We start from the raw sequence: 26,874 nt of genomic DNA, 5'->3' as shown, positions 1-26,874 counted from the left end.
CCTTGCTGACAGCGTCTCGCGACGACCCATCAGGCCTGATGGTTTGCAGCCTGAATAGCAAAACGCCCCGGCATGCCGGGGCGTTTTTTCATGAACAACGCGCGGGTTACTGAATGCTCTTGCCGGCGCGGACATCCTTGATGATAGCCTTGAGGCTGGCCAGATCCCGCGGTGCGCCGCGCAGGATCTGATCGCCGATGATAAAGGCCGGGGTACCGGAAATGGCCATGGCTTCGGCCAGCGCCCGGTTGGTACCCAGATTCTGATCGATGCTGCCGTCCTTGATCTTCGCCTCGACCTTGCTCCAGTCCACGCCGGCGGCCCTGGCGACGTCTTTCACCTGGGCTTCGTCGGAGAGGGGTCCCTGATGGGCGTACAGCTTGTCGTGGAAGGCCTGGTATTTGTCGGGCTGGCCGAGCTTCACCGCCAGCGCCGCGCGGGCGGCGTAGTAGGAGGTTTCGCTCAGGATGGGGAACTGCTTGTAGATGTAGCGGATCTCCTTGTCCTCAGAGAGCAGTTGCTGAATGAGGGGATGAGCGCGCTTGCAGTAGCCGCAGTTGTAGTCGAAGAACTCCACCACCGTCAGGCTGCCCTTGGGATTGCCGCTCTCGGGATCCTGGTTGGCGAAGAGCTGCTTGGCATGGGCTTCTATCAGCGTCTTGTCGTTCTCGGCCTGCTGGCTCTCCTGCTTGGCACGCAGGGCGTTGGACATCTCGACCAGGATCTCCGGATTCTTGACCAGATAGTCGCGCACGATCTGCTCGACATCGCTCTTGGTCAGCTCGCTCGCCTGCACGGGCGCCGCAAGCAGGGTCGCGCCGGTCAGGGCGGCGAACAGGGCATGTTTGATTCTCATAAGTCCATCTTGCTGGGGATGTGGTAGTGGCCCCTATAGTGGGTGAGTCTGTTTTCAAGTCAAGCCATCCGCTTGAAAAAGCACGGTTTGCAGCGGTTTTGCCGGTTTTGTGCGCCAGATAGCCCAATAAATGGGCAAACAAACGGAGTAGGGATTTACAAGGGCTGGGGGCATGGGTAATATGCGTCGCACTGCTGCGGAGGGGTGGCAGAGCGGCTGAATGCACCGGTCTTGAAAACCGGCGATGGGCGACCATCCGTGGGTTCAAATCCCACCTCCTCCGCCATCTATATAGCCCAACTGATTGATTCGGTTGGGCTTTTTTGTATCTGAGATTTTTGGTATGCCAGTGAGTATGCCATTAGGTGTTGGCTGTCCTACCCCTTGATAGCATTTCTTTGGACAGTTCATTGCCACGCCTCCCTCAAGTTACCCAAAACAAGAGAGGGCCAATGGCCCTCTCTTGCTATCTATTTTGTTGGTCAGTGCAAACAGCACTGCTTGTACTTCTTGCCGCTGCCACAGGGGCACGGCTCGTTACGGCCAATCTTGATGGGTGCCTCCACTGGTTGAGAACGTGCCGGGCGCTCGCTGCGTTGCGCCAGAAAGTGGGCATGCAGGATACGAGCGGCAAAGCGGGCCTTGGTGGCTTGTTCTTGCAGGTGTTCATTGCTGAGCGCTTCGAGCGATGTAGGCATCTTCTCCAGGGGTTCAGATATCATCGCCAGTGCGGCAGCTTCAGGAGCAGGTAGCGCGGGCCACGGGGCCAGCTCAAGACCTCCCAGGTAACCACCACACCAGTCGTGGATCAGCGGGACCCATTCCCCGTGTCGCTCAAATTCCGGCGCCACCGGGAAATAGTCTTCAGGCGCATAGGTCATATGACAGAGTTTTTGGGTGAATAGAAGTTGAGCTTGTGATATTAAAAAGTCATCGAAAATACGATTTGGGGGATGCTTGCCCCGGTCAAGAATGGAGTGATGGGGATGCTTCTCGCAAAAAATTGCTACGCAAAGGACAACTTGAAAATTGGAAAAACAATAAAATTGGGCACGTTGTATGAGTATAGAGATATAGAAAGTGCTCAAATCGTCGATGATGGCGAAGGTAAACACTCTTTTGTACTAAATTTTGATGGAACAGTTGATATTGAACCAAAGTGGTTCAATTTCATACTTCAGGGGGCAATCAGCGTAGGGGGCGATGAGAACCATCCACGAATCCTAGGGAGCATGAGCGCAGCGATAGAACATCTTCACATTGTTGAAAATACTGGGCAAATACTCAGGGTACGAGACACACGCGCAAGCATTCATCGAGAAGCTCTTAACGGATTCATTTTTTGTGTATCACGCGTTAGAAAAAAGCGTGATGCTGTTGGATTATTTCCAAACTACGATGACTGTTGGTATATGACGGCATCAAAAGCTCACAGCCTTGGACTTGAGCTTTCAATATTACTCCGTGATCGGATTACCTCCGGACGCCACTCAGGTAATCACATCGTTGATCCAAACGTATCATTAGAAAATCTGTCAATTTACTGCCGACATGAACCAGTGTCTTACTTGAGTCGTGAGATTCATATTTCTGATACCAGCGACTTCACGATAGAACACTTTATGCGCAAAATCTCGGATATGGCTTTTGTGAAGCCCCCCTCTTTCTCAGCAGAAAAAGAGTACCGATTTAGTTTCACTATTGTTGCTGGAGAAATGATCCTTATGCCTACAGTGAAAAATGTTATTTTGAAGGCTGAACACTTAGTTGATTGGACTGTATAGCGTTAGGGAAGGTGCGAACAAGTCCCTGACATGAGATCATGTTTGTCATCTGGAGCCATGGAACAGGGTTCATCATGAGTCATCAACTTACCTTCGCCGACAGTGAATTCAGCAGTAAGCGCCGTCAGACTAGGGAAGGTGCGAATAAGTCATATGGCACGAGAGCATTTACTGGTAACCCATTGATATTAAATGACTAAAATTTTCATTTTTTGTTCGTGGGATACTTGTTCGCACTTTCCTTAGTTGACAGTATAGGAAATTTTAATTCTTACCTTTCTCAAAAGGTAACTGCCTTTTGCGAAAGTCGGCACTCTCTATTGTATCAGGTCCTCGTTTGGAAAAAAATTCCCCGTCCAAATTTGCCTATCAGACGAACCTCCAGGAGGTCGCTACCTCGCCACCGGCAGGTCCTCCCAGCGAGTGGTGTAACAGGGGCTCAGGTGTTCTTGTCGCATCATCCACTCGGCTGACTTCGTGCCTTGGCTGGCAAAGCCTATGCGCCCTAATCCCTTGGCTTTGATCTGGTCCATCACAGCCATCAGCGCATCCGATTGAGCATAGGACGGGGCAAACAGATCTGCCTGTTGCTGCCCCTTGGGGGTGAACTCACTCAGCATGACGCCCCCCTTCTGATAACGGTAACCGTCGCGCCAAATCTGCGGTAGTAGCACGTTCACTTGCTGCAGCAACAACCGAGTGTCATCGCTAGGGCAAACTAGCCGAACGCCAGCCTGCTCACTGTAGTAAGGCGCTCGTTCGTCAAAGGGGCTGGTTCGCACGAACAGGTGCACCCGCTGGCAACACATCCCCTCGGCCCGCAGCTTCTCGGCTGCGCGAGCCATAAAGCCTGACAACGCTTGGGCCATTTCCCCACGGTCAGTCACGCGCTCCCCAAAGGAACGACTTGAGAGGATCTGCTGCTTCGCCGCCGGTTCAACTGTCAGCTCTGCGCAAGGCAGGCCACGCAGCTCCTGTACGATCCGCTCGACCACCACGCCGTATTGGGCGCGTAACCCTTTGGCATCGCTAGCCACCAGGTCAGCCACGGTGTTGATGCCTTGCGCCGCCAACTTGGCTCCCAAGCGCCGTCCTATGCCCCACACCTCATCCACCGGGGTGATAGCCATCAGCCGAGCGCGGCGCAGCTCGTCACGCAAGTCCACGACGCCGCCAGTGGCAGGCCATTTCTTGGCTGCATAGTTGGCCAGCTTAGCAAGGGTCTTGGTGGGGCCGATCCCAACCCCTACCGTTAGGCCGGTCCATTGCCACACTCGCTGCCGGATCTGTTGTCCATAGGCTGTCAGGTCCCCGGCAAACGACTCCGACAGTGACAGGAATGCTTCATCGATGTAAAGGAAAGAAGAACAGCCATGGACATGACTTCAGCTCAGACATTCCGCTACTCAATCTCTGATGTCGGATGTCCATAGAAAGAACCTCTTTTCCAGGAAATTGGGGCTTGAAGTCCATACCTGCGCAATTGCACCCATTTGACCAGTCAATTGCATTGGTACTGACCACCGCGTGCATCCGACTTGGCCAGTGGGCAGCAGAGACGCAACAGGCAGAAACCGGCCAGAAGCAGTCAGTCAATCATGCGTTACAGTGATTTTTTGCAGCTCTTTATAGAGCCGTTAGCTGCTGCCACCAATAATCCATAGGCCTGCCAGTCGTCAGACAGTCTTATTCTCGATCAGACGATTGCCCCGTCGATGACCAGTAGCTCACCGGTGATGGAGCCAGAGTCCGGTCTTCGGATGCAGGACTCCTGGCTTTGCTCACTCAGCGCCGATCCCGGCCATCGGTTCAGTTTGGCCCCAGCCACCGCCCAGAGACCTGAACAGGTCAACCAGCGCAATCTGCCGTTCCGTGCTGATTTGAATTAGTGTGGTCTGGTTGCTAAAGGTGCTGCGCTGGGCGTCAAGATAACGCAGGTAGTCGTCCACGCCGCCCTCGTAACGCGCCTTAGCCAGGGCCATCGCAGCCTCGCTGGAACCGGCCAGAGCCTGGCGGGCAGCCTCCTCGCGGCGCAGGGTGTCGGTGGCGGCCAGGGCATCGGCCACTTCGCGGAAGGCGGTCTGGATGGTGCCTTCGTAGTCGGCCACCGCCGCGTCCTGGCGCACTTCGGCGAGGTCCAGGTTGGCGCGGTTGCGGCCACCGGCGAAGATCGGCAGCGACAGCGTCGGGGCAAAGCTCCAGGCCCGCGAGCCGCCATCGAACAATCCGGACAACTCGGCACTGGAGCTGCCCACCGAACCGGTCAGGCTGATCCGGGGAAAGAACGCGGCGCGAGCTGCACCGATATCGGCATTGCGCGCCTTGAGGCGGTGCTCGCTGGCGAGAATGTCCGGGCGCCGTTCGATCAGTTCCGAGCTGGTGCCGGGGGCGATGTCCTGCAGCACCATCAGGTCGTCGCGGGGCGTCGCGGGCAGCAGGCGAGCGGCATCTGGCGTGCCGAGCAACAGGACCAGGGCGTTGTCCGCCTGGCGTAACTGGCGTTCGGTGCTCTCGCGCTCGGCCCTAGCCTGTTCGGCAAGGCCGACCGCTTCCTGGTAATCCAGGGCGGTGGCGGCCCCCGCTGCACGGCGCTGGCTGACCAGCTCCAGCGAGGCCATGCGGCTGTCCAGGGTTTGTTCGACCAGGGCCATGCGGCGTAGCGCACCATCGCGGGTCAGGTAGGCCTGGATGACCTCGGCAACCAGGCTGATCTGCGTGGCACGGGTCGCCTCCTCGGTCGCCAGGTAGGTCTCCAGCGCGGCCTCGGAGAGGTTGCGCACGCGGCCGAACAGGTCGACTTCGTACTCCGCGAGGCCGAGGCCGACCTGATAGTTGCTGGTCACTTCCGAGCGCCCGGTCTGCGACAGATCGGCAGGCAGGCGCTGGCGGTTGCCGCTGGCATTGGCGTTGATCGAAGGCAGGCGATCAGCACGCTGGATGCGGTACTGGGCACGCGCAGCTTCGATATCCAGCAGCGCCTGGCGCAGGCTGCGGTTGTTGCTCAGCGCCGTATCCACCGCGCGGCGCAAGTCGGCATCGACGATGAAGGTCTGCCAGTCCAGCGCCTGGGCACGGGCGCCCTCCGCGTCGGCGGCTTGCCAGTGCGACGCGACCGGTGCCTGCGGGCGCTCGTAGGTCGGGGCCAGCGAACACCCCGCCAGGGCGGCGATGGCCAGGGGCAGCAGAGCGCGACGGAGCATGAAGTGAGAGGTCATCGCATTACTCCGCTTTATGCAGGGGATGGTTGTCGGTTTGCTGAGGTTTGGTGCGCAGCAGCGACAGCACCCAGACGAAGAAGATCGGCACGAAGATCACCCCGAGCATGGTCGCGCTGAGCATCCCGCCCAGCACCCCGGTGCCCAGTGCGCGCTGGCTCGCAGCGCCGGCGCCAGTGGCGATGGCCAGCGGCACCACGCCGAGCATGAACGCCATGGAGGTCATGATGATCGGGCGGAAACGCAGGCGCGCGGCTTCGACAGCGGCATCGCGCAGCGAGTAGCCGTCTTCCCACAGGTCCTTGGCGAACTCGACGATGAGAATGGCGTTCTTCGCCGCCAGGCCGATCACGGTGATCAGGCCGACCTTGAAGTACACGTCGTTGGGCAGGCCGATGGCAGTCACCGCCAGTACCGCGCCGAGTGCGCCGACCGGCACGATCAGCATCACCGTCAGCGGGATCGCCCAGCTCTCGTAGAGCGCCACCAGCAGCAGGAACACCACGGTGATGGCCAGCGCGAACAGCATCGTCGCCTGGCCGCTGGCGACCCGCTCCTGATACGAAAGCCCGGTCCACTCGTAGCCGATACCTTCGGGCAGCTCGGCAGCGATGCGCTCCAGTTCGAGCATCGCCTCGCCAGTGCTCACGCCGGGCGCGGCGTCACCGGCAATGCGGATCGACGGGTAACCGTTGTAACGCGCGACCTGCACCGGGCCTTCCTCCCAGCTCGTGGTGACGAAAGCACTCAGCGGTACCAGGCTGCCGCTGTCGTTGGGCACATGCAGGCGCAGGACGCTTTCCGGCGTCATGCGCTCGGCCTGTTCGGCCTGTACCACCACGCGCTGCTGGCGGCCGGCGTTGGCGAAGTCGTTGATCACCGACGAGCCGAACGCAGTGGACAGCGCGCTGCTGATCGCTTCGAAGCTGACACCCAGCGTGCGGGCCTGCTCACGGTCGATCACCAGGCGCAGCTGCGGCGCCTCGGCCAGACCTTCCATCATGGCGTAGAGGAACTTCGGATTGCCGTTGACCTTGCCCAGCACTTCATCGCGCGCTGCCAACAGGGCATCGCGGCCGAGACCGGCGCGGTCCTGCAGGCGCAGGGCGAAGCCACCGGAGTTACCAAGGCCTTCAATCGGCGGTGGTGGTACCGACATGATTGCGCCGTCATCGAGGTTGGCGAAGTGCTCGTTGACCGCAACCGACTCGGCTTCCGGCGACTGCGAAGAATCACGCTCAGACCAGTCCTTGAGCAGCGGGAAGGCAATGGCCGCGTTCTCGCCCATGCCGGAGAAGCTGAAGCCAAGCACCAGGAAGGTCGTCTGCACGGCCTCGCGGGCCATCAGAAATGACTCCAGCTCTCCACCAGCGGCCGAGGTACGCTCACGGGTGGCGCCGGGCGGCAGCTGGATGTCGACGATCATGTAACCCTGGTCTTCCACCGGCACGAAGGATTCCGGCAGGCGCATGTAGAGAAAGCCCATCAGCACCACCACGCCCAGGTAGATGAACATCACCCTCCCGGCTCGCGGCACCAGCTTGTCGTTGAGCTTCGTGTAGCGGCTGGTCAGGCTGGTGAACTTGCGGTTGAACCAGCCGAAGAAGCCAGTCTTCTCGTGATGGCCTACAGGAATCGGCTTGAGCAGCGTGGCGCACAGCGCCGGGGTGAAGGTCAGCGCGAGAAAGCCCGAGAACAGAATCGACACCGCCAGCGACAGCGAGAACTGCTGGTAGATCACCCCCACCGAACCCGCCATGAAGGCCAGCGGCAGGAACACCGCCGACAGAACCAGGGTGATACCGATGATCGCCCCGGACACCTGCCCCATCGCCTTGATGGTCGCCGGCACCGGCGCCAGGCCTTCCTCGGCCATGATCCGCTCGACGTTCTCCACCACCACGATGGCGTCGTCCACCAAGATGCCGATGGCCAGCACCATGCCGAACATGGTCATCATGTTCACCGAGAAGCCCAGCAGGTACATGAAGGTCAGGGTACCAAGCAGACACACCGGCACGACGATGGACGGGATCAGGGTGTAGCGCACGTTCTGCAGGAACAGGAACATCACCAGGAACACCAGCACCATGGCCTCGATGAGGGTCATGATGACCTTGTCGATGGCCACGTCGACGAAGCGCGAGGTGTCGTACGGCACGGAGAACTCGACGTTGTCCGGGAAGTTGGCCGACAGCTCGGTCAGACGCTGCTTGACCGCCTCGGCGGTCTGGATCGCGTTGGCACCGGGCGACAGCTGCACGGCGGCGGCAACGGCGGGCTTGCCGTCCTGGCGCGAGCCGAAGTTGTAGTCCTGGCTGCCGACCTCGATGCGTGCCACGTCGCCCAGGGTCAGGCGCGAGCCGTCCTGGTTGGCACGCAGCACGATGGCGGCGAATTCCTGCGGGTTGTCCAGGGTGCCCTTGACCGCCAGGGTCGCCGTCAGCTCCTGCTCGCTGGAACCCGGCGTGCTGCCGAAGGCACCGGCCGGCACCTGCACGTTCTGCGCGCGGATGGCGTTGTTCACGTCATCAATGGACAGGCCGTAGCCAACCAGCTTCTGCGGATCGATCCACACGCGCATGGCCGCCTCGGAGGCGAAGAACTGCAGTTTGCCGACACCGGGTACCCGGCGGATTTCGTTGTTGATACTGCGCGCCGCGTAGTCGGCCAGCGCCGTGACATCGGAGTCCTTGTCGCCATCGGTGTAGCTCAGCGCATAGATCAGCAGGAAGCCGGCGGTGGCCTGCTCGGTCTGGATGCCGAGGGTCAGCACGGCCTGCGGCATGCGCGCCTCGGCCTTCTTCAGACGGTTCTGCACGTCGACCTGGGCCAGTTCGGGGTCGGTCCCCGGCTGGAAGGTGACGGTGATCTCGGCTATGCCGTTGGCGTTGCTGGTGGACTCGAAGTACAGCAGGTTCTTGGCGCCGTTGAGTTCTTCCTCGATGACGCTGGTCACCGAGTCGGTCAGCTCCTGCGCCGAGGCGCCGGGATAGGTGGCGGTCACGGTAATCTGCGGCGGCGCCACGTTGGGGTACTGTGCCACCGGCAGGAACGGAATGACCAGCAGGCCACCTAGCGAGATGAACAGGGCGACTACCCAGGCAAAATTGGGGCGTCGGATGAAAAACAGGGGCATGAATGGTTCTCCGGCTTACTGGGCCTGGGACTGTGGAGCTTTTTCGGCGGCGCCTTGCTCGCGTGGGATGACCTTGGCGCCCGGACGGATAGCCGCCAGCGAGCTGGTGATCACCTTGTCGCCGGCCTGCAGGCCCTCGCTGATCTGCCAGCGCGAGCCTTGCATGGCGCCAGTAGTGACCTGGCGCACCTCGACGGTATCGCCCTCGCCCAGCAGCATCACGCTGGCCTGGCCGTCAGCCGAACGCTGCACGGCACGTTGCGGCACCAGGATGGCGTTCTGGTTGAGCCCCTGCGGCGTGCGCACACGCACGTACATACCCGGCAGCAACACGCCCTCGGGGTTGTCGAACTGCCCTCGCAGGGCGATTTGCCCGGTGCTGCGATCCACCGAGATATCAGTGAACAGCAGCGTGCCCTTGCTCTCGATATCGGTACCATCGACGCGCAGCGACAACGGCTGGTCGCTAGCGCCGGCAACCTTGCCCTCGGCGATGGCCGCGCGCAGGCGCAGGGCGTCGGCAGCCGGCTGGGTGAAGTCGGCGTACACCGGATCAAGTTGCTGGATACGCGCTAGCAGAGTCGCCTCACCCTGGCCTACCAGCGCCCCTTCGGTGACCTGGGCTCGGCCGATGCGTCCGGCAATGGGTGCGCGAACCTCGGCATAGCCCAGGTCCAGGCGGGCGGTTTCGACATTGGCCTGGGCCGATCGCTTGTCGGCCTGGGCACTCTGCAGAGCGGCCTTGGCGTTGTCGAAATCCTGCTGGCTGACGGCGTTGATCTTCACCAGCGGCTCGTATCGGCGAACCATCGCCTGGGCCTGGAACAACTGCGCCTCGGCGCGGGCCAGTTCACCCTGCGCCCGCGACAGGGCCGCTTTGAACGGCGCAGGGTCGATCTGGAACAGCACGTCGCCGGCCTTCACGTCGGCCCCTTCCTCAAAGGTGCGCTTGAGCACGATCCCCGCCACCCGCGCGCGCACCTCGGCGACACGCACCGGCTCGATGCGTCCTGGTAGCTCGGCAACCACGGTGAAGGGCTCGGTCTGCACGCTGAGCACATCGACTTCACGCGCCGGCGCCTCCTCCCCTTGCTCTTCGGGCTTGTCGCAGCCAACCAGGGTCACGGCGACCAAACAGGAGATCACGGAAAAAGTGATCCACTCGCGAAATTTGTTCATATCTCACCCAAGCACGAAGCCAGTACGTAGTCGAAGCCGCGCATGATGCACATCAAAATCAAATGAGTCAATATTGACTCATTTTATTTTGATGTGAACAAAGCTAGTATCCTCTTTGAGAAAAATGAGTGTTCTAGGCAAAATACCCGCATCTGCCTGCGATAGATAAAGAGTGACCGATGGATTTAACTGCTGCCGATGAGAAATTGCTGAAGGCCCTGGCGATCGCCATCGTTGACCACCCGCGAGCCACGTTCAAAGAAATAGCCCAGGCAGCGGGAGTCAGCAAGGCGACGCTAAACAGGTTTTGCGGCGCCCGCGACAACCTGATCGAGATGCTTCTGGATCATGGTTCGGTGGTTATTTATCGGGTCATTGCCGATGCCGATCTTGAGTCGGCGCCCTTGGACGCATTGCATCGCCTGATCGAAGGCCATTTGACTCACAGGGAGTTGTTGGTTTTCCTCTCATTTCAGTGGCGCCCGGACACGTTTGATTTAGATGCAGGCGGCTGCCGATGGCTGCCTTACTCAGAAACGCTGGACGAGTTCTTTCTACGCGGGCAAAAACTGGGCGTATTCCGTATCGATATCGGTGCCCCGGCGCTTACCGAAATCTTCTCCTCCTTGATCTTCGGCCTGGTAGACGCCGAGCGCCGCGGCCGTATCGCACGCGCAGGTATGGCGGCGTTGATCGAGCAATTCTTCCTGAACGGGGCTTGCAACTACCAAACTTAACGGAAAGCAACGCTCAGTTTTTTTCCAACGGGTTGGCGGTGTCCGTTTTTGGCCGTTCTCTGACGGTCGTGACAGTGACACGCCCTGGTCAAGTTGAACGCAATCCGTGGTCAACGCCAACCCAAATTGGTGGTCAAGAGGAGTGCAATTTCGCACATACCTGAGGACTACTCACCACATCGCTTGCGTCGGTAGTAGCTTCCGCACTTTCCCCGTCTCTCACCGCTAAACAGCGCTTTCCGGTAGCGGACTTTAGAGCGGCTTGATACTGGCCAGCATGCAGAAATTCTGCCCGTGTAGCGTCACGACCGGACAAGCCACTAGGGTGGCGGTCAGGAAGGCAGGCAAACGGAACACGGCGAAGCACCTCGAAGGCGCTGGCCACTTGCCATCCAACTGGGCGCGGCCTTTAATCGGCGGATCTGGAAAGGAGACGGATATGCCATTGTTGGACGAGATTATTGGGTGGGCCGGCGGACTCAGACCCTGGCAGCAGGAAGCACTGCGCCGGATATTTGCCCGGGCCGAACTAACCCAAGATGACATCGAGACCATTCTGCGAATGGTTCGCGAGCAAGAACGGGAAGACGCAACCACGGGGGGAGCACGGCCATTCACGCTGGACGACGTACCAGGCGCCGGAAGTGGCGCAACCGTGCGGTTGGTGGGTGTCTCGGGGCTAGACCAGGTAAACGGCTTCCCGTCCGGTCGTGCCTTTGACCTCGCACCGGAGGGCATGACCATTTTCTTTGGTCATAACGGCGCCGGCAAATCCGGCTACGCCCGCGTCTTCAAGAATGCCTGCAACGCTCGGCATCGGGTGGAGGTCCTGCCCGACGCTTTTGGGGCGGCAACCCCAGCTAGACCGCCATCAGCAGATTTCGCCATTTTGGTGGATGGCACTCCGGAAACCGCACGTTGGGTCCAGAACGGGCCGGCCCATTTGCATTTGAGTTCGGTCTCGGTCTACGACGCGGCCTGTGCCAATGACTACATCGACGCGGAAGGGACCCCTGCATTTCAGCCCTACGGACTCACTCATCTGACGCGCCTGGTCCTACTTCAGCGTGATTTACAGGCACGGATTGGGACCGAACGCAATGCCTTGGCTCTGGATACCCGGCAATTCGAACCGCTGAAGGGTGACACCGAAGTCGGCCGCTACATCGCCAAATTAGGTGGGGACTCGGACCGCGCCGTGCTTGCTCGATTAGGGACGGTCGGTGACGATGAACTCCGGCGACTGGAGTTTCTGAAGCGGACATTACTGGAAAGCGATCCTGTGCCGCAGGCGCTGGCCTTGGAACGTTTGGCGACACGCTTGGACCAGGCGCAGCGTCGAGCCGAGGAAGTCCAGCGCTGGGTGAATGATCGTGCCATAGCACGGGCAAAGGAACTGATTACAACGGAAAAAACCGCGCATCTCGCCATGCAACTGGCGCAAGCGCGTCTTCAGGATCGAGACACACTGAACGCCATGGAGTTGCCGGTAACGTCCTCACCCACCGCCACGCTGCTGGAAGGCACAGGAGCTGAACTCTGGCAAACGATGTACCGAGCCGCTGAGGCTTTCTCTCAGCAGACGGCATACCCTGAACATCCCTTCCCGCACCTGGAACCGGACGCTTACTGCGTACTCTGCCAGCAACCTTATTCAACGGATGCCTCGGAGCGCATGCGGCGTTTCGCGGCATTTGTCGCCGACAGCGCCACGGCGGATGCGCAAGCCGCCACGCTTGCGCGCATGAACGCTCTAGGGAAGGTGCAGGCTGTCGATCTAAACGTTCTGGATGTGCCAACACGGGCTGACGTGGAGGAGCGACTGCCCGACCTACACGCTGCCATCACCGCAGCGGCATCGGTCTGGACCGCCCGGCATACTTGGGTTAGCCAAGCCCTGCAAACTGGAAACTGGTCCCCCGAGTCAGAACCGCTTCCTATCGAAGCAAACCTCGATAGTCTCTTCGCCGCCAAAGCTGCTTCGCTCCGAGTCGACGCCAATACCCTGCGGACCTCTGCCGATCCCGCTGTACGCTTGGCGCTGACCCAAGAACTGGCAGAGCTAGAAGCCCGACAACGCCTCGCCAACCAGCTTGGCGCGGTGGAGCGCTTTGTTCAGGACAGTCAGGCCCATGCCACATTGAGCCGCTGCCATGCCGCCCTCAACCCAGCGGCCGTGTCACGCAAACTGACGTCCCTGGCGGCGACGCATGTGACCGAGGCTCTGGCCGCTTCCATGAATGCTGAGTTGAAAGCCCTGGGCTATAAGCGACGGGTGCAACCCGACCTGAGCGGGCGCACAGAGCTGGGGGTGACCAAGGTCACACTGCGCCTGCAGGAAATCACGGCGAAAGCCTCCAAGGTGCTGTCAGAGGGCGAGCAGCGCGCGTTGGGGATGGCTATGTTCCTCGCCGAGCTCGAATCCCTGCCACATACTTCGACCGTTATTTTCGACGATCCGTCTACGTCGCTGGATCACGTATATCGTCGGGCCATAGCTCGGCGTTTGGTAGCGCTGGCTGAGACCCGCCAAGTGCTGGTGTTCACCCATGATGCGGTGTTCCTGACCGAGCTCGCGATGGCGCTTCAGCGTGCTGATCGCTCGGCCAGCTACAAGACCATCGGTTGGGACGAGTCGCCGGGACTAGTGAGCGAGGGGCTGACGTGGGCGACGATGGACACCAAGGCCCGCCTGGCCGATCTCGAAAGTCGTGCGAAAGCGCTGAACGTTCCGGTCGGCAGCGACCCGGATGATGAGCTTGAGCGGCAAATTGCATCGGGATACTCAAGCCTCCGAGGCACTGTCGAGCGCGCCATCCGCGAGGTTTTTTTGAACAATACCGTCCAGCCGTTCAGTGATGTGGTGAGCGTAGAAGCATTTGGTGCTGTCATTGGCCACCCCGCAGAGGAGTGGGAGCAGTTGCTGGCAGTGTATGCGCGGGCCTGCGAAGCTACCGAGGCCCACGACACCCCAGGCGAGCGCCAACTACCGCTTCCCGCGCGCGAGGAGTTGCTCGGCGATATCGCCCAGGTCCTGGAATTAATCAAAAACGCGACTAAACGCCGAACTGCCTACGAGAATCTACGCCGGGAGCGAACCGCGCAACGCAAGAAGCTCTTCGGCGGCTAGCCCGACGTTTCATGCCGGGCTGGTCGGGCATGGCTGTGTTTCTTTCGAATATTGCGAGCTCTCCGTTTCAAAGTTTTTTGTGGCCTCGCGGATTAAGAGGAAGCACATTGGAGGCCGGCAGTTGGCGCTCCAAGTCCGCAATACGGTCGTACAGCTCAAGAATGGTGGCGTCGGCCTCACCGAGTAGGCTGGCTAGGTGGTCACGCTGCTGCGTGATTTCCTCGATCCGTTCTCGAAGTCCACGATTTTTTCTGCGGGCTAATAAGCTGACTTGGCGCACTGATGGCGGACGTTGCTCAGCGTGTCCTTCCACGTACTTTTGGATCTCAGCGATCAGTAGGGGGAAACGAGCTTTTTTCAGTGCAGAGGGGTCGCTGCCGGCTTCCTTGGCAACGTTGTTCTGACTTACGGGCGTCCCCTTCGGCAGTCGTTCGGGCTTGTTGCTCTTCAGCCGCTCGAACGCTGCGCGATACTGCTCGCCGGCACCCATTCGCTTAGCCGGGTCAGCGGATTCAGGTTTGCCGGATGACATGGCGATAATTCTCCACACTACGTTTCTGGGCTTCCAACGAAGACCTTAGCGGACTATCTACCTCGGCAGCGGCCAGGCGCTCATCCAATACTGCCTCCAACACTTCGACTTCGTCGAGTTGCTCGGGGTCATAGAGAACGTCCGCACATGGTTTGGTTTCTCCGGGGGAATCGCCCCCTCCGCAGCGAGCGATATTGTCGATGCCCCCATAGGGACAGGGGGTACGGCTCGTGCAGATGCCCAGCAAAATCGGTCGATGAGTGACTGTCCCCTTCTTAGCCAGATTGATCGCTTTCTTAGCATCAGAGGCTGAGATCAGGCGGACAATCTCAGATTTTCGCTTCTCGCCGTGGGGGCTGACGAATCGGTTGCTCGTCAGCTGTTGCAGCTGTCTACCCAAAGTTTCGTACATGGTGCGGACGTAGTAGGTGTGGGCCTTCTCTTCCAGCCGTACCCTGGAATGGTTTTGCCCGTAGTAGAGACTCATCGCTCTGGCGACGTGCTTTAGCTGAAACTGCAATGAAGCGTCGCTGACCAGCCCGGATGCCTGCATATTCACTGCGCCGGTTCGTCGGAGTTGATGCCAGGCCAATGGCCAGATTTTGCCGACCGCAAACTCGTCGGTCAGCGTCGGCGTCACCAACCGAGCCAATGCGAAATCTTCCGGCGTAATGCGCAATTGCTCAGGGTCGAACAGCTTGTCGAACCACTGAAGCACATGGGCATAGCTCGGAATCGATGGCCGAATCGTGCGGTTGATCTTGGTGAACTTCGTTCCCCACGGTTCAAGGCAATAATCAAGCAGATAGCGCTTGGCCGGATCATCCGGCACCGAGGCCTCGCCGGGGGGAGAATCGCATTCTGCGCGGAGGTCTGCGACCACACGCATGGCTTCAACTGCCACCTGAGCTGACGGGGACGTCACCCAAAGTGCCTCAGAATCCGACATCGTCTTGGTCGTTCGTCCGCGCAATACATGGATGTCGCCAAACTGCGGATCACGTTCTATGTGCAAGCAATCGGCGCGCAGGTTCCAAGCCTCTTCGACTCGCATGAGGCTGAAATTCAGCAGATAGCACAGTCCAGATCGGCTCACGAGGTTGAGGTAGCGACTCAGAGTTTGAATGCGAATTTCGTCGTCGCTCACTCCCAGCCAGCGACGAAATAGTTCCACCATGCCAAACCGATGCGCTGTGTCGATGAATGGGCCGTAGTACTGCCGCCCAGTCCACTTTCCGTTTGATCCATCCGACGGCCACTGAAACGGATAGAACGATTGTGGCCTGCGTTGTCCTTGGAGACTGGCAGAGTTGTGCCGATAGGCAGCCAGACAGAAGCGGAAGCACTCCTCGACTTGGCCTCGATGCGCCAAAAAGTCATCCAGGCATTCACGCAAGCGTGTGATTTGATAGTGCCAAATGCGGGGCGGGATATAGGGGGTCTGGAGCTTCTGGTGGTCGGGCATGGCCGCTGCGAGGCGTGCCAACCCTGCGCGATCCAACAAGGTGAACCCCAGCGCATCCCGCCGCTCGTACAGTTCGTGCAGCAATGCCAAAAACTCACCGTACCGGGAAGCCTGGAGCACCTCCGGGAGAAGGTCGGCAACGCGCGGAAAATGACTCAGTTCGGATGCGAGAATGCCTTCTTGAGTGCACAAGACGAACAGCCGACGCATCTGGTCGAAGCGCGTTTTCAGGCCTCGGTATCCACGGGCTCCATTGGGGCCGTATAGCCACCAGCCGATTACGGTCCGCAATAAATCGGCGTTCGCAGGATCGATCGCGGCGACATATTTCTTAGCTGGGCCATCGCCGAAATTGAGAGTGAGCCGTTTTCCCGCCCACGCGTCGAGCCGCCAAATGGCATCGCCCCAACGGCTCACCACCTGGCCAGCGGCATCTATGATGATAGATTGGCCCCTTGAAGATCCAGACACTTCGCCCCTCTTAACTTAAGAGGTAGTCTTGGAACTATGTTCAGTACTAGTCGCAACGAGAAGATGGTCGAAGTGTTAACAGGGGCTGAGCGCCGTCGACGCCGGACTCCGCAGGAAAAGATCTCCATCGTGCAGCAGACCTTTGAGCCCGGAATGACCGTCTCTCATGTCGCTCGCTTGCACGACGTCAACGCCAACCAGCTTTTCAAATGGCGTAAGCAATTCCAGGAAGGCTCTCTCACGGCGATCACCGCCGGTGAGGATGTTGTTCCTGCCTCAGAGTTGGCTGCTGCCATCAAGCAGATCCGAGAGCTCCAGCGTCTGCTCGGGAAGAAGACCATGGAGAACGAGATCCTCAAAGAAGCCGTGGAGTATGGTCGAGCAAAAAAATGGATTGCGCATGCGCCCTTGTTGCCGGGGGACGACGATTAAGTGCTGTGAGCCAGGCCCTTAATGTATCGCGTGCGCAGCTATCCGTTCGTGTTCATCGAAAACCAGGTTGGCAAGATGGTCGTCATCATCGCCAGCATGATGATGCTGCCTTACTTGGCCGGATCATGGAGGCGATGGCTGAGCTTCCCTCCTATGGCTATCGCCGAGTCTGGGCGCTGTTACGGCGTCAGTCAGAGGCAACACGACAGCCTGTGGTAAACGCCAAACGGGTATATCGCGTCATGCGCGATCATGGACTGCTGCTGGAAAGAAAACCGGCTACACCATTGACCCCGCGGGCACATAAGGGGCGTGTTGCCGTCAAAGAGAGCAATCGACGTTGGTGCTCAGATGGCTTCGAGTTTCGCTGTGATAACGGTGAAAAACTACGAGTCACGTTCGCCATGGACTGCTGTGACAGGGAAACCTTGGATTGGGCTGCCAGTACCGGGGGTTACGACAGTGACACGGTGCAAGATGTCATGCTGAGGTCTGTCGAACGTCGCTTCGGGGATTCGTTGCCGGCATCACCGGTGGAGTGGCTGACTGATAATGGCTCGGCGTATCGAGCCCATGAGACCCGCGCGTTTGCACGAGAAATCGGGTTGGAGCCCAGAACTACTGCGGTGAGAAGCCCACAGAGCAACGGTATAGCGGAGAGCTTCGTCAAGACGATGAAGCGAGACTATATCGAGATGATGCCGAAACCAGATAGCCGAACAGCGGTAGGCAATTTGGCCATCGCGTTTGAGCATTATAACGAGCACCACCCGCACAGCGCCTTGGGATACCGTTCACCCCGGGAATTTCTGCGCAGTCGGGTATCACAACCCTAAGCGGGAAAAAGTGTCTGGATCTATGGGGTCAAATCCAGATGACCGGCCAATCACGCTGCGGTGGCCAGCACGGCGGACGGTAGTTCGGCGCATCAGGAATCGCTAGGGGCGAGTCGATGCCGAGGCCAAGTTCGGAAAGAATATTTTTCGTCATGCTGATCTTTGTCGCAGTTCTGCCAATTGGATGAAGCCATCCCAGGCCGGGTGGTAGTCACCTTCACTTATGCGCGCTCTGGCTTCTTCGACCCAAAGCCTGCGGACCTCGCTACTTTCTTCGAAGAAGCGCAGTTTGGCCGTCAGCCGATCGATCACTAGCAGGGCCGGATGCTCTGTCGTCAGGTGCTTACCCGAACTGGGTGGGCGGTAGCGTGCCAGTTCAAGCGATTTGAGGTGGCGCAAGCTACCGAGAGACCACACATGATCCTCACTTTCGATATCCCGGTGCTGGGTACAGAACAGGCAACCGGCAGCATTGATGCAGTCGGGTCGCGGACCATTCTTCGGCATCGTGCCCACTGGTTCAGGTGTGGCCGATACACATCTACCAGGAGCAGGAGGTGAAAGGGACGGATCGGTTTGCTGATGGAAGCGCGTAATTTCCACCATAGCGATCTGCGGATGGGGGTCGGCATATACGCGTATCAGCGTTTGCACCGTATGCTGGGCCAACTCCGCAACCTGTTGGGGATTCTGGGACTCCCGAAGCAACCAGTTGATGCGCGTCCCGCGCAGTTTTCGCGGTCTCACTATCGGTATGCCAAGCTCGCGGCAGATGCGCGTAACGTTCGTGAACTGCGTCGCCTCTTCTAGGATTCGTCCCCCGCTACGTATAAGCGGAAAGAGCAAACCATCCGGCTCATTGGGAAACCATTCGGAACGCCATTCGAGATAGCGCTCGAACCACTCTCGATAACTGGCAAAAATCTCGAATAGCACTTCTCCTTCCCGTCGTTTTTTGTAGGTACGTACCTGGTAGCCGTCTAAGTGGCTGGTGTAATGAAACTGCTCAACCCGCAGGGTATGTGCTTGCTGGAGGTTCATACCGGTCTGGGCGATGAACATCAGCAATTCACTCTCGATCCGTAAATTGACGATGGGGAAACGGGTCCGCAGTGTCCGATCTGCATCGTGGGCGGCACGCGCCGCCAGGGATGCTTCGATTTGCGCTTGGTTTTGCGGCCTGGTACGGCGGGCCGCTACTTTCTCGGGGCTCTGCAATCCCGACCATAGTTCCAGCACTTGGCCGGTGCGTAACGAAATACACACTGGGAGGGGGGCCATTGTCCCCCTCCAGGTCAATGCCTCGCATACGTCAGCTAGAAGGTGTCCGAATGCGAAGGTGTTTTGCAGACTCTGCTTGTCCGCTTTGCTCGTATGTACCTTGCCTTTGCCGCGCGGCTTGCGAATACGTGTGCTCTTGCTCAGGCTTGCTTGGCGGTCCAATGCTCGGTCCAGCATCGTCGCCGTGAGCCTGGTGAGATCGTACAGGGACCCTTCGCTGAAATTACGTTCGACTCGATGACGCTGGAGCAAGTGATCGGTCCAACGAATGAACGTGTCGGCCGCCGTCTCGAGACTGAGATTCACGTTTTCTGAATCGATCCAGGCAAAGAATCGACGTAATGCACTGATCTTGTTCTGCACCGAGAAGCGACTTCCGCCACCAGCAAGGTCGTCAGTCATGTGCTCATGCAGCCGCGTCACCAGCTCGAAACGTTCCGGCAAGGGACTGCCGAGTTCGCTCTGCGCGATCTGGCGGCCCACATGCTTCACCTTTGCTGCTGCACCTCCGCGAAACAGCAGTGGCCGGAGGTCCCAGGGCGTTTCAGTGGCCCCATACTCAAGCATCGGGAAAGTGAGGTCGAATTCGGAACTATCCATCGTACCGCGCCCCAGCGCCGATCCCGCTAAATGCCGCCATGAAGCTATTTGAGAGGGCTTGTTTGATCGGCAGTGCCTGTACGAATCGGATGTATTTGAAGGTGGTGGCTTCAGAGTTAGGCCCGTGGAGCAACGCGTCGCTGACCGTCGCAATTACAATAGCGACATCGGCACAAGCCGATAGCGCCAGACGTGCCAATTCGGTACCGAAGGTGCAGCGCGACTGATGGAAGCGGAATTTACGGAGCACCTGTAGTTCTGCTTTGACGCCCCGTTTTCGAAACTCGGACATCTCAACATTCACAGCAGATGACTGATCGGTGCCGCGCCTGCCATAGGCGTTACCAAAGCGGGTCAAGAACAGCAAGTCACGATTCTCGGGCGAGGCTTTCGCCTCTCGTTCCATCCTCCGCCAGCCTTTGGCATATTCCAGCAATTCATCACGCAACGCTTCGGGTATCCAGACCTGGCCAGTCACACCGAATTTCGTGTGCACTGGCGGAGCTGCGCCTGGACCAACTGCAAGGCGTAGAAGCCCTTCAGCGGAAGGGTCGGGGGCGGCGCGCTCCAGAGACTGAATCTTGAGATCACAGATGCTGCCGAGCCGCATCCCGGTAAAAAATCCAAGGGCCAACATGAGGTAGAGCTCGGGCGTGGCGTTCTCTGCGGCGAAATCCAGAATTGCATCGCGATCGGTCTCCGAGACTGGCAACAGCCCATCTTCAAGCGTTTGGCCTGGGCGCTTACGGTTCGGGATGCTGAGGTCGGTGGTGGTTCCGCTGATCGTTCGCTCGAACCCCACCCGGTCGAAGTATTTAACGACGTAGGGCTTTTCCCGCCACAGCTGGACGTGTGGAGAAAGAAGCTCCCTATGCCTTACCCACCGATAGAACATGATGCAATTGCGCATGTACTCAGACGCCGTGGATGGGCTGATCTGGCCGGCATCGCGCATCTTGATCAACGCCCCTCGGTATAGCACCAGGCAGCGGTCAGCTTTGCGAGCGGGAAACTCGAACCACTGCAAATCACGAGATTCAAGAAATTTAGCGTAATTGAGAAGGCCATTCATGTTACTGGCAACGGTCTTAAGAGAAGCGTCACCAGTCGTTGCTCGCTCCACTGCCCACAGGTTTGCCTCCCTCCAAGGTGCATAGTCTGCCCAAAAGATTTGGGGCAAGCCCTCAATGGATGGCCGGCTGCTACTGGGGGAGTATGCGACGGCGTTCTCTCTGCGCACGAGGTAATGGGGCACGAAATGAATGCGCTCTAGCGTCGCCATTCAACGCCCCTGGGACGCTTAACAATGTCCATAGATAGAACTCAATAGCTTAGGCGTCCGCACTATACAACTTACTCTTATCGATGGAGTAGACCTCCAGCTCGGGGGCCATGGTCTCCAACGTGCTCATCACCCTGCCAGACATATCGCCATAGAGCGCGTAGTTGGAGCTGAATGCCACACCGCCATGCGCCTCGAACTGCTCGCGGATCTTGAAGTAGGGCCCGGCCATCTTGATACCCATCGCCTTGGCCTCGGGGCTGCGTGACACCACGCATCCATCGTTGTTGGAGAGCACCACGATCGGGCGGCCACGCAGCTCAGGGCGAAACAGCCGCTCACAGCTGGCGTAGAAGTTGTTTACATCAACGAGCGCTATAGCCATCACGCTGCCTCAGATTGCCAATCACATGGGTGACCACTCCGAACAGCTCCAGGGAGAGGCTCATACAAGGGTCGATAGGCGCGAACGCCGGATTGGCTGGCAACAACCGCAACCTCGGCTTGAGCTGCAAGGTCTTTACCGTGAAGCCGCCATCGAGTAGTGCAATCACCACATCACCATGGCGCGGGGTCAGGCTCTTATCGACCACCAGCAAGTCACCGGGAAAGATGCCGACCCCGGTCATGCTCTCCCCCTCGGCACGCAGATAGAAGGTTGCTGCAGGGTGCGGCACGCAGTGGGTGTTGAGGTCCAACTTCCCTTCCAGATAGTCGCTGGCTGGGCTGGGAAAGCCGCAAGAGGCGCGGTGCAAGAACAGCGGGATGGTCACCTCGGCGGGTGATGGGTCTGGGGTTAACAGCTTCATGGCAAAACACCTGTATTTATATACAGCCATTATAGCGCACCACCTTTGAACCAGTGCAAGTCCCGCATGCCACTGATGGCGTACCATGGCGCTAATAGATAACAAAGAGGTCAGTATGAGTCACAATCTGTGTCTCAGCCTTGATTCCAGTTGGGTGGTTATGTGGATCCCCAGTCAGTTGGAGAGCCGGGGCTATTCATAAAGACACGCTATCTCACGGTTTCTGATGAGACAGACCAAGTTGAAATCGCTAGAATATGCCAATTTATTTATGTCATTAAGCAGAGAGCGATGCTCGGGCAACCAATCCATGTAACAAGCGTATCCTCGGCATACGAGCTGCAAGCGGAAGCCAACAAGGCCCTGTTGAGAATGAGTGTCCAATCTAGCGCCTTGGTGCTAGTCATCAACTCACCTACACAAATCATCAGGTCTGCTCGTGAAACAGAAGGGCTGACATGTTTTGAGCTTTCAGAACAGTTATGTGAGCGGCTGTTACCGCTATCATGCAATGACCGGTCTCGCCATGTTTCAGACATCATTGCTCAAATGCTGAATGGCATAGCGTCTGATGTTGTATGGCTAGACAGGATCCAAGTTTTGTTTGAGCCAACGTTGGAACTAGACCCACTGCGTCAGCTCCAGGATTTAGCTCGCCTCAAACCTATCGTGGCCATCTGGCCTGGTCAGATTACAGAACGATTTCTAACCTTTTCCGTCCCCGGACGGGACGACTATCAATCTTACTCTGCGAATGATTTGGCCAACGTGCCCATCATTCACGTTACCGAGCAAAGGGGATAAAAATGAAAAAGTACGGGGAGCTCATTCAGTTCGAGCCCGTCACCACCATCATCAAACTCAAAGAGTCGGCAGAACAGTCAAAGGCTCAGCAGTTGGTGGCCTCATATGTCATCTCGGACAAAATGTCGCAAAAGCTGGCGGACATCATCATTCCTCAGCTTCAGTTTGACGAATCCGTTGATAACAAATCTCTCTGGGTGGTAGGTAACTACGGTTCCGGTAAATCACATTTGATGTCGGTGATCTCGGCCGTCGCCGAGTTTCCAGAATTGGCCCAATTCATCACTAACGACAAGGTGCGTGCAGCCGCGAACAAGATTGCTGGCAAGTTCAAAGTTATCCGCTTTGAAGTCGGAGCGAGCAAAAAAGCCTTTGCCGATATTGTCACCGACAACTTGACATCAGGCCTGGCTGAGATGGGTATTGACTACCAATTTCCGGCTATGGATGAGATCTCATCCAATCATAAACCCTACTTTGAAGAGATGATGGCGCTGTTTCACGAGCGTTATCCCGACCAAGGTTTGCTGCTGATTTGTGACGAGATCCTCGATTACCTGCGCTCTCGTAATCAGCAGCAACTGCCGTTGGATATGGCCATGATGCGTGTGATGGGTGAAGTTATCGATGGTACCCGTTTCCGTTTCATCTGTGGTGTGCAAGAAGCTATCTTCGATAGCACGCAACTTGCATTCGCCACTCAAGAAGTCAAACGTATCCGTGATCGGGCCGAACAGGTGCTGATCACCCGTGACGATATCAAATATGTCGTCGCTGAACGTCTGCTCAAAAAAGATGCCCAGCAATTGCATTGGATCCGCGAATATCTGCAGCAATTCACCCCCTGCTTTGATCGCATGAACGAACGCCTCGACGAGTTTGTGCGCATGTTCCCAGTGCACCCTGACTACATCAACACCTTCGAGCGTGTGCGGGGCGCGGGTATTGAGCAACGCCAGGTACTGCGTAGCCTCTCGCGCCAGATGCAAGCCTTGATGGAACAGGTTGTACCTGTCGATAAGCCGGGAGTGTTTTCTTACGACACTTACTGGGATGAGCTCAGAGGCGACCCTAGCGCCAAAACCAACCCAGAGATCGGTCAGGTTATTGAGGTCGGTGAGACCCTGTTTACGCGAATCGATCAAGCCTATCCCACCGCGACAGAGATCGATTTTGCCAAGCGCTTAGTCGCCGGATTGGCCATCCATCGTTTGTCCGTGGGTGATGTCTATAACGAGATGGGGGCTACAGCCGCCGAACTGCGTGATTCCCTTTGCCTCTATCTACCCGGCATCGAAAAGTTGCCAGGGGAAAAGAGCAAAAATTTGGAAACCCAGATCGTTGCGGTATTGACCAAGATCCGCAAAACCGTCAACGGCCAGTTCTTCTCGAAGAACAAGGCCAATGATCAGTTTTTTTTGGATTTGAAAAAGACCGAAGATTTTGATGCATATATCGAAAACAAGGTGCCCTTGCTGACCGATGACAGCCGTAATGGTGCTTATCGTGAAGCCATGCTGCAGATCCTGGAGGAAACTGATACCCAGCAACCGAATATTCAGATGTGGCGGCACGAGCTCAAATGGTTGGAGCGTAACGTCAACCGCCCCGGCTGGATGTTCCTCGGCTCTCCTAATGAGCGAGAGACAGCCAAACCGCCGCTCGACTATTACATGTACTTTATTCAGCCCTACAACCCGCCCAAGCTGAAAAAAGAGTTTATCCGTAGCGATGAAGTGCTGTTTGTCCTGCAAAACGCCGACGCCGAGTTTGATCGTTGCTTGAACTACTACGCAGCAGCTATCGACTTACATGCTTCGGCCACGGGCAATGCCAAGAATGTGTATAAACTCAAGGCTGAAGGCTATCTCAGAGAGATGCAGACTTGGCTAAAGAGCCACTTCAAAGAGGCTTACATTGCCCAATATAACGGGCAAAACAAGCCGATGATGGACTGGCTAAAAGGCACCTCGGTGCGCAACATCTCCGGACTTGGTGATAGCCAGATCGGCAGTCTGAAAGATATCTTCGAAGCCGTTGCCAGCCATATTTTGGCCAATCATTTTGAAGCATTGGCACCCGAGTATCCCAGCTTTAGCCAATGGATCACCTACGAGAATATCGAAAGCGCAGCCAAGGATGCGTTAAGTGTCGTCTCCGGTGGTGCGGCCACCAAGCGCGCCAATGCCGTGCTCGATGCATTGGAATTACTTGATGGCGATAAAATCGCTCCGCTGCAATCGCGCTATGCCCAAGCCGTTTTGGCTGTCTTGCAAAGCAAGCAGCAAGGGCAAGTGGTCAATCAGACCGAATTGCTGGAGGCTATCAACTCCCGCCTCTACTTTAAGCCAGATAGCTTCCGCCTGGAGCCTGAATGGCTTCTGGTGCTGATCGCCTGTTTGGTTTACAGCGGTGAGCTTGAGTTGGTGGTGGTCGGCCATACCTTGACCGCCAGCGATGTGGTCAAGTTCAAGTCCATCCCCTTTGATGTGCTGAGAGATTTTAAACATATCCAGGCACCCAAGGATTTTAATATCACCGCCTTAAAAGCCCTACTCACCCTGCTTGAGATGAACGATGGCCTAGCCACCTCAATTCAGCAAGGCGATGAAGGCGTGGTGCGGGAAATGTTAAAGCGCACTGAGGCGCTGATTAACGAGCTGGTCAAGGGGCAGCAGAGCGTTAAGGATCGCTTGCCGCTGTGGGGGCAATCAGTACTGGAAGAGAGCGAGGAGCAGACGCTCTCCGCCCAGCTGAGCGAGCTGAAGAACTTTTTGGAAACTATTGCCCGCTACGACAAACCGGGCAAGCTGAAAAATCTTAAGGTGACTGCCGCCGACATCGCCACATACCAACAGATGCTGCAGGCATGGCACAACTTTGTGCAGCTTAAAACCGTAGTGGGCGATCTAGCCCCCCTCTGCGCCTATCTCAAAGAGGCGCAGCAGGTATTGCCTGAATCTCACGCTTGGCAAGAGCAAGTCAAGCAGGCGCGTGATGCCCTACGCCAAGGTTTGGCCAACCCGTCACAGCGCGGTGATGACAGCTTTAAGGCCGCGCAGCTCAGCACATTGTCGGCGCTGAAAACCGACTATGCCAAACACTATGTTGAGCTTTATATGCGAGCGCGTCTCGACGGCAACGAAGAGAAGATCAAAGCCAAGCTGTTGAATGACGAACGCTTGGCTGAGCTGGAGATCTTAAGCGGTATCGCCTTGCTCCCGGCCACACAACTGGCTGAGTGGCGTAAGGAGGCGGCGCAATTGCAAGCCGCCAAGCCTATCGACCCCAAGCTGCTGGCGATGAATGCCAACCCCATGGAGTTTAATGCTCGCCAAGAGAGCGGCAAGGCGCCAGCCAGTGCACAATTGAAGAGCCTGGAGCTGCGGCTCGACAGCCTGCAAAGTGATTGGCTCAGTAACCTGAGCAGCTTGCTGGATGACCCCTTTATTAATCTGGATCTGCTCAAAGCCGAACAGGCACAGTTAATTCGTGATTTTATTCAGCAAGGGCAGCTACCTGACCCTCTGGACTTCAGCTTTGTACAGATTGTGAATCTAGTATTGGCTGGTTTAGAAGAGGTGCGAATTAGCACCACGGACCTGGTGAAAGGGCTCGGACAAGGACTACCTCTCAGCCACAAAGAAGTGAGTGATCGTTTCAATCAACTGCTCACCAAGCTCTGTCAGGGCAAGGATCTCAATAAAGTCCGTATCATCATCGATTAATTAAGAGTCGCGGGTGCGGTATAAACTGCACCCGCTATAGGAAACGCCATGCAACAAGACAGCTTATTCTCCACTGATAGCCCAGAACAAGATCAGACGGCAGGCTCTGTGACCTGCTTGGGCAAAACTTTTGCCAACGATCAGGCTCGGCGTGATTATTTTTTAGCCCTGCTGGCAGAAAAACTAAAAGATCCCGAATTTCGTAACATCGAAGGCTTTCCCATCGGTAGTGATGAAGATATTTTAAATCTTAGTGATCCACCCTATTACACGGCCTGCCCTAACCCTTGGATTGGCGATTTTGTCGCAGCATGGGAAGCACAAAAGCCTGCCGGTGATGAGGCATATCATCGTGAGCCTTTTGCGGCAGATGTCAGTGAAGGGAAAAATGACCCTATTTATAATGCCCACTCCTATCATACCAAAGTGCCGCATAAGGCGATTATGCGTTATATCCTCCACTACACCAATCCTGGTGATATAGTCTTTGATGGCTTCTGTGGAACAGGGATGACAGCAGGGCGGGAGCACACTTTGTTGATCTTTTAACCAAAGAATAACTGAGCCCGATAGTCGTCATTCCAGCCGGCTCTT

At 57.4% G+C, this 26,874-nt stretch carries 17 protein-coding genes, 1 tRNA gene and 2 pseudogenes; 8 read left to right on the top strand and 12 right to left on the bottom strand.

Annotated features, from left to right (window positions below; all coding sequences use genetic code 11):
* Positions 1-106: 106 nt before the first annotated feature.
* Entirely contained in the window at positions 107-856 is a 750-nt protein-coding gene (locus OKC41_RS17925) for a DsbA family protein (protein ID WP_039041345.1), read from the bottom strand.
* A 198-nt stretch (positions 857-1,054) separates the two neighbouring features.
* On the opposite strand from OKC41_RS17925, the gene OKC41_RS17920 reads away from it, so the two are divergent.
* A tRNA-Ser gene (locus OKC41_RS17920) sits at positions 1,055-1,142 on the top strand.
* A 196-nt stretch (positions 1,143-1,338) separates the two neighbouring features.
* Here the strand turns inward: OKC41_RS17920 and OKC41_RS17915 are convergent.
* Complete coding sequence (locus OKC41_RS17915; protein ID WP_162628344.1) at positions 1,339-1,554, bottom strand: SEC-C metal-binding domain-containing protein; 216 nt, start codon at positions 1,552-1,554, stop codon at positions 1,339-1,341.
* A gap of 255 nt (positions 1,555-1,809) precedes the next feature.
* Between OKC41_RS17915 and OKC41_RS17910 the strand changes: the two genes are divergently transcribed.
* Entirely contained in the window at positions 1,810-2,640 is an 831-nt protein-coding gene (locus OKC41_RS17910) for a hypothetical protein (RefSeq protein WP_195879771.1), read from the top strand.
* Positions 2,641-3,032: 392 nt separating this feature from the next.
* On the opposite strand, the pseudogene OKC41_RS17900 reads toward OKC41_RS17910, so the two are convergent.
* The 4 genes and pseudogenes from OKC41_RS17900 to OKC41_RS17885 all read right to left on the bottom strand — a co-directional run.
* Positions 3,033-3,998, bottom strand: a pseudogene (locus OKC41_RS17900) (DUF4113 domain-containing protein); the annotation flags it as partial.
* Positions 3,999-4,421: 423 nt separating this feature from the next.
* Positions 4,422-5,855 carry a multidrug efflux transporter outer membrane subunit TOprJ1 gene (locus OKC41_RS17895; protein ID WP_003152694.1) on the bottom strand — a complete coding sequence of 478 codons (1,434 nt, stop codon included), beginning with the start codon at positions 5,853-5,855 and terminating at the stop codon, positions 4,422-4,424.
* Between the two features lie 4 nt (positions 5,856-5,859).
* Positions 5,860-8,994: a multidrug efflux RND transporter permease subunit TMexD gene (tmexD, locus tag OKC41_RS17890; RefSeq protein WP_088813949.1), complete on the bottom strand. Its 3,135-nt coding sequence runs from the start codon at positions 8,992-8,994 to the stop codon at positions 5,860-5,862.
* 15 nt (positions 8,995-9,009) lie between these two features.
* Positions 9,010-10,173: a multidrug efflux RND transporter periplasmic adaptor subunit TMexC3 gene (locus OKC41_RS17885; protein ID WP_034039546.1), complete on the bottom strand. Its 1,164-nt coding sequence runs from the start codon at positions 10,171-10,173 to the stop codon at positions 9,010-9,012.
* A 179-nt stretch (positions 10,174-10,352) separates the two neighbouring features.
* Here OKC41_RS17885 and OKC41_RS17880 point away from each other — a divergent pair, with 179 nt between their 5' ends.
* Positions 10,353-10,910, top strand: a complete 558-nt coding sequence (locus tag OKC41_RS17880) for a TetR/AcrR family transcriptional regulator (protein WP_143237244.1) — start codon at positions 10,353-10,355, stop codon at positions 10,908-10,910.
* A gap of 439 nt (positions 10,911-11,349) precedes the next feature.
* Complete coding sequence (locus tag OKC41_RS17875) at positions 11,350-14,040, top strand: AAA family ATPase (RefSeq protein WP_034066276.1); 2,691 nt, start codon at positions 11,350-11,352, stop codon at positions 14,038-14,040.
* Between the two features lie 67 nt (positions 14,041-14,107).
* On the opposite strand, the gene OKC41_RS17870 is transcribed toward OKC41_RS17875, so the two are convergent.
* A complete protein-coding gene (locus OKC41_RS17870) occupies positions 14,108-14,572 on the bottom strand; it encodes a hypothetical protein (protein WP_075116600.1) in 465 nt (154 codons plus the stop codon).
* The gene (locus OKC41_RS17865) at positions 14,553-16,508 is read right to left on the bottom strand and encodes a hypothetical protein (RefSeq protein ID WP_270672234.1); all 1,956 of its coding nucleotides are present in this window, start codon (positions 16,506-16,508) and stop codon (positions 14,553-14,555) included. Before OKC41_RS17865 ends, OKC41_RS17870 begins: the two co-directional genes overlap by 20 nt.
* 63 nt (positions 16,509-16,571) lie before the next feature.
* Between OKC41_RS17865 and OKC41_RS17860 the strand changes: the two genes are divergently transcribed.
* A protein-coding gene (locus tag OKC41_RS17860) for an IS3 family transposase (RefSeq protein ID WP_128274605.1) occupies positions 16,572-17,776 on the top strand; the annotation gives its coding sequence in 2 pieces (ribosomal slippage) (positions 16,572-16,890 and positions 16,890-17,776; 1,206 coding nt in all).
* Between the two features lie 150 nt (positions 17,777-17,926).
* Here OKC41_RS17860 and OKC41_RS17855 read toward each other — a convergent pair.
* The 4 genes and pseudogenes from OKC41_RS17855 to umuD all read right to left on the bottom strand — a co-directional run bounded on the left by OKC41_RS17855 (position 17,927) and on the right by umuD (position 21,748).
* Complete coding sequence (locus OKC41_RS17855) at positions 17,927-19,657, bottom strand: site-specific integrase (RefSeq protein ID WP_034066273.1); 1,731 nt, start codon at positions 19,655-19,657, stop codon at positions 17,927-17,929.
* Complete coding sequence (locus OKC41_RS17850) at positions 19,650-20,939, bottom strand: site-specific integrase (RefSeq protein WP_025297805.1); 1,290 nt, start codon at positions 20,937-20,939, stop codon at positions 19,650-19,652. Before OKC41_RS17850 ends, OKC41_RS17855 begins: the two co-directional genes overlap by 8 nt.
* Before the next feature lie 76 nt (positions 20,940-21,015).
* Positions 21,016-21,324, bottom strand: a pseudogene (locus OKC41_RS17845) (protein UmuC); the annotation flags it as partial.
* Positions 21,305-21,748, bottom strand: a complete 444-nt coding sequence (gene umuD, locus OKC41_RS17840; protein WP_024945037.1) for a translesion error-prone DNA polymerase V autoproteolytic subunit — start codon at positions 21,746-21,748, stop codon at positions 21,305-21,307. The pseudogene OKC41_RS17845 and the gene umuD, both read right to left, overlap by 20 nt.
* Before the next feature lie 291 nt (positions 21,749-22,039).
* Between umuD and brxF the strand changes: the two genes are divergently transcribed.
* Genes brxF through OKC41_RS17830 form a run of 3 tightly spaced genes read left to right on the top strand, consistent with a single transcriptional unit; the run spans position 22,040 to position 26,829 of the window.
* Entirely contained in the window at positions 22,040-22,552 is a 513-nt protein-coding gene (gene brxF / locus OKC41_RS21120) for a BREX-3 system P-loop-containing protein BrxF (RefSeq protein WP_369124025.1), read from the top strand.
* A gap of 2 nt (positions 22,553-22,554) precedes the next feature.
* Entirely contained in the window at positions 22,555-26,280 is a 3,726-nt protein-coding gene (locus tag OKC41_RS17835; protein ID WP_180911160.1) for a DUF6079 family protein, read from the top strand.
* 48 nt (positions 26,281-26,328) lie between these two features.
* Positions 26,329-26,829 carry a DNA methyltransferase gene (locus tag OKC41_RS17830; RefSeq protein ID WP_270672233.1) on the top strand — a complete coding sequence of 167 codons (501 nt, stop codon included), beginning with the start codon at positions 26,329-26,331 and terminating at the stop codon, positions 26,827-26,829.
* Positions 26,830-26,874: the final 45 nt, after the last annotated feature.

This window comes from Aeromonas sp. QDB17 (genome assembly GCF_027705305.1).
GTDB lineage: Bacteria > Pseudomonadota > Gammaproteobacteria > Enterobacterales > Aeromonadaceae > Aeromonas > Aeromonas caviae.
This window is presented reverse-complemented; position numbering and strand designations above follow the sequence as displayed.

Excerpts from the sequence above, each read along its gene's own strand:
- OKC41_RS17925 (WP_039041345.1), bottom strand. The coding sequence starts at position 856 with ATGAGAATCAAACATGCCCTGTTCGCCGCCCTGACCGGCGCGACCCTG.
- OKC41_RS17915 (WP_162628344.1), bottom strand. The coding sequence starts at position 1,554 with ATGCCTACATCGCTCGAAGCGCTCAGCAATGAACACCTGCAAGAACAA.
- OKC41_RS17910 (WP_195879771.1), top strand. The coding sequence starts at position 1,810 with ATGCTTGCCCCGGTCAAGAATGGAGTGATGGGGATGCTTCTCGCAAAA.
- OKC41_RS17895 (WP_003152694.1), bottom strand. The coding sequence starts at position 5,855 with ATGACCTCTCACTTCATGCTCCGTCGCGCTCTGCTGCCCCTGGCCATC.
- tmexD (WP_088813949.1), bottom strand. The coding sequence starts at position 8,994 with ATGCCCCTGTTTTTCATCCGACGCCCCAATTTTGCCTGGGTAGTCGCC.
- OKC41_RS17885 (WP_034039546.1), bottom strand. The coding sequence starts at position 10,173 with ATGAACAAATTTCGCGAGTGGATCACTTTTTCCGTGATCTCCTGTTTG.
- OKC41_RS17880 (WP_143237244.1), top strand. The coding sequence starts at position 10,353 with ATGGATTTAACTGCTGCCGATGAGAAATTGCTGAAGGCCCTGGCGATC.
- OKC41_RS17875 (WP_034066276.1), top strand. The coding sequence starts at position 11,350 with ATGCCATTGTTGGACGAGATTATTGGGTGGGCCGGCGGACTCAGACCC.
- OKC41_RS17870 (WP_075116600.1), bottom strand. The coding sequence starts at position 14,572 with ATGTCATCCGGCAAACCTGAATCCGCTGACCCGGCTAAGCGAATGGGT.
- OKC41_RS17855 (WP_034066273.1), bottom strand. The coding sequence starts at position 19,657 with ATGGATAGTTCCGAATTCGACCTCACTTTCCCGATGCTTGAGTATGGG.
- OKC41_RS17850 (WP_025297805.1), bottom strand. The coding sequence starts at position 20,939 with ATGGCGACGCTAGAGCGCATTCATTTCGTGCCCCATTACCTCGTGCGC.
- umuD (WP_024945037.1), bottom strand. The coding sequence starts at position 21,748 with ATGAAGCTGTTAACCCCAGACCCATCACCCGCCGAGGTGACCATCCCG.
- brxF (WP_369124025.1), top strand. The coding sequence starts at position 22,040 with ATGCTCGGGCAACCAATCCATGTAACAAGCGTATCCTCGGCATACGAG.
- OKC41_RS17835 (WP_180911160.1), top strand. The coding sequence starts at position 22,555 with ATGAAAAAGTACGGGGAGCTCATTCAGTTCGAGCCCGTCACCACCATC.
- OKC41_RS17830 (WP_270672233.1), top strand. The coding sequence starts at position 26,329 with ATGCAACAAGACAGCTTATTCTCCACTGATAGCCCAGAACAAGATCAG.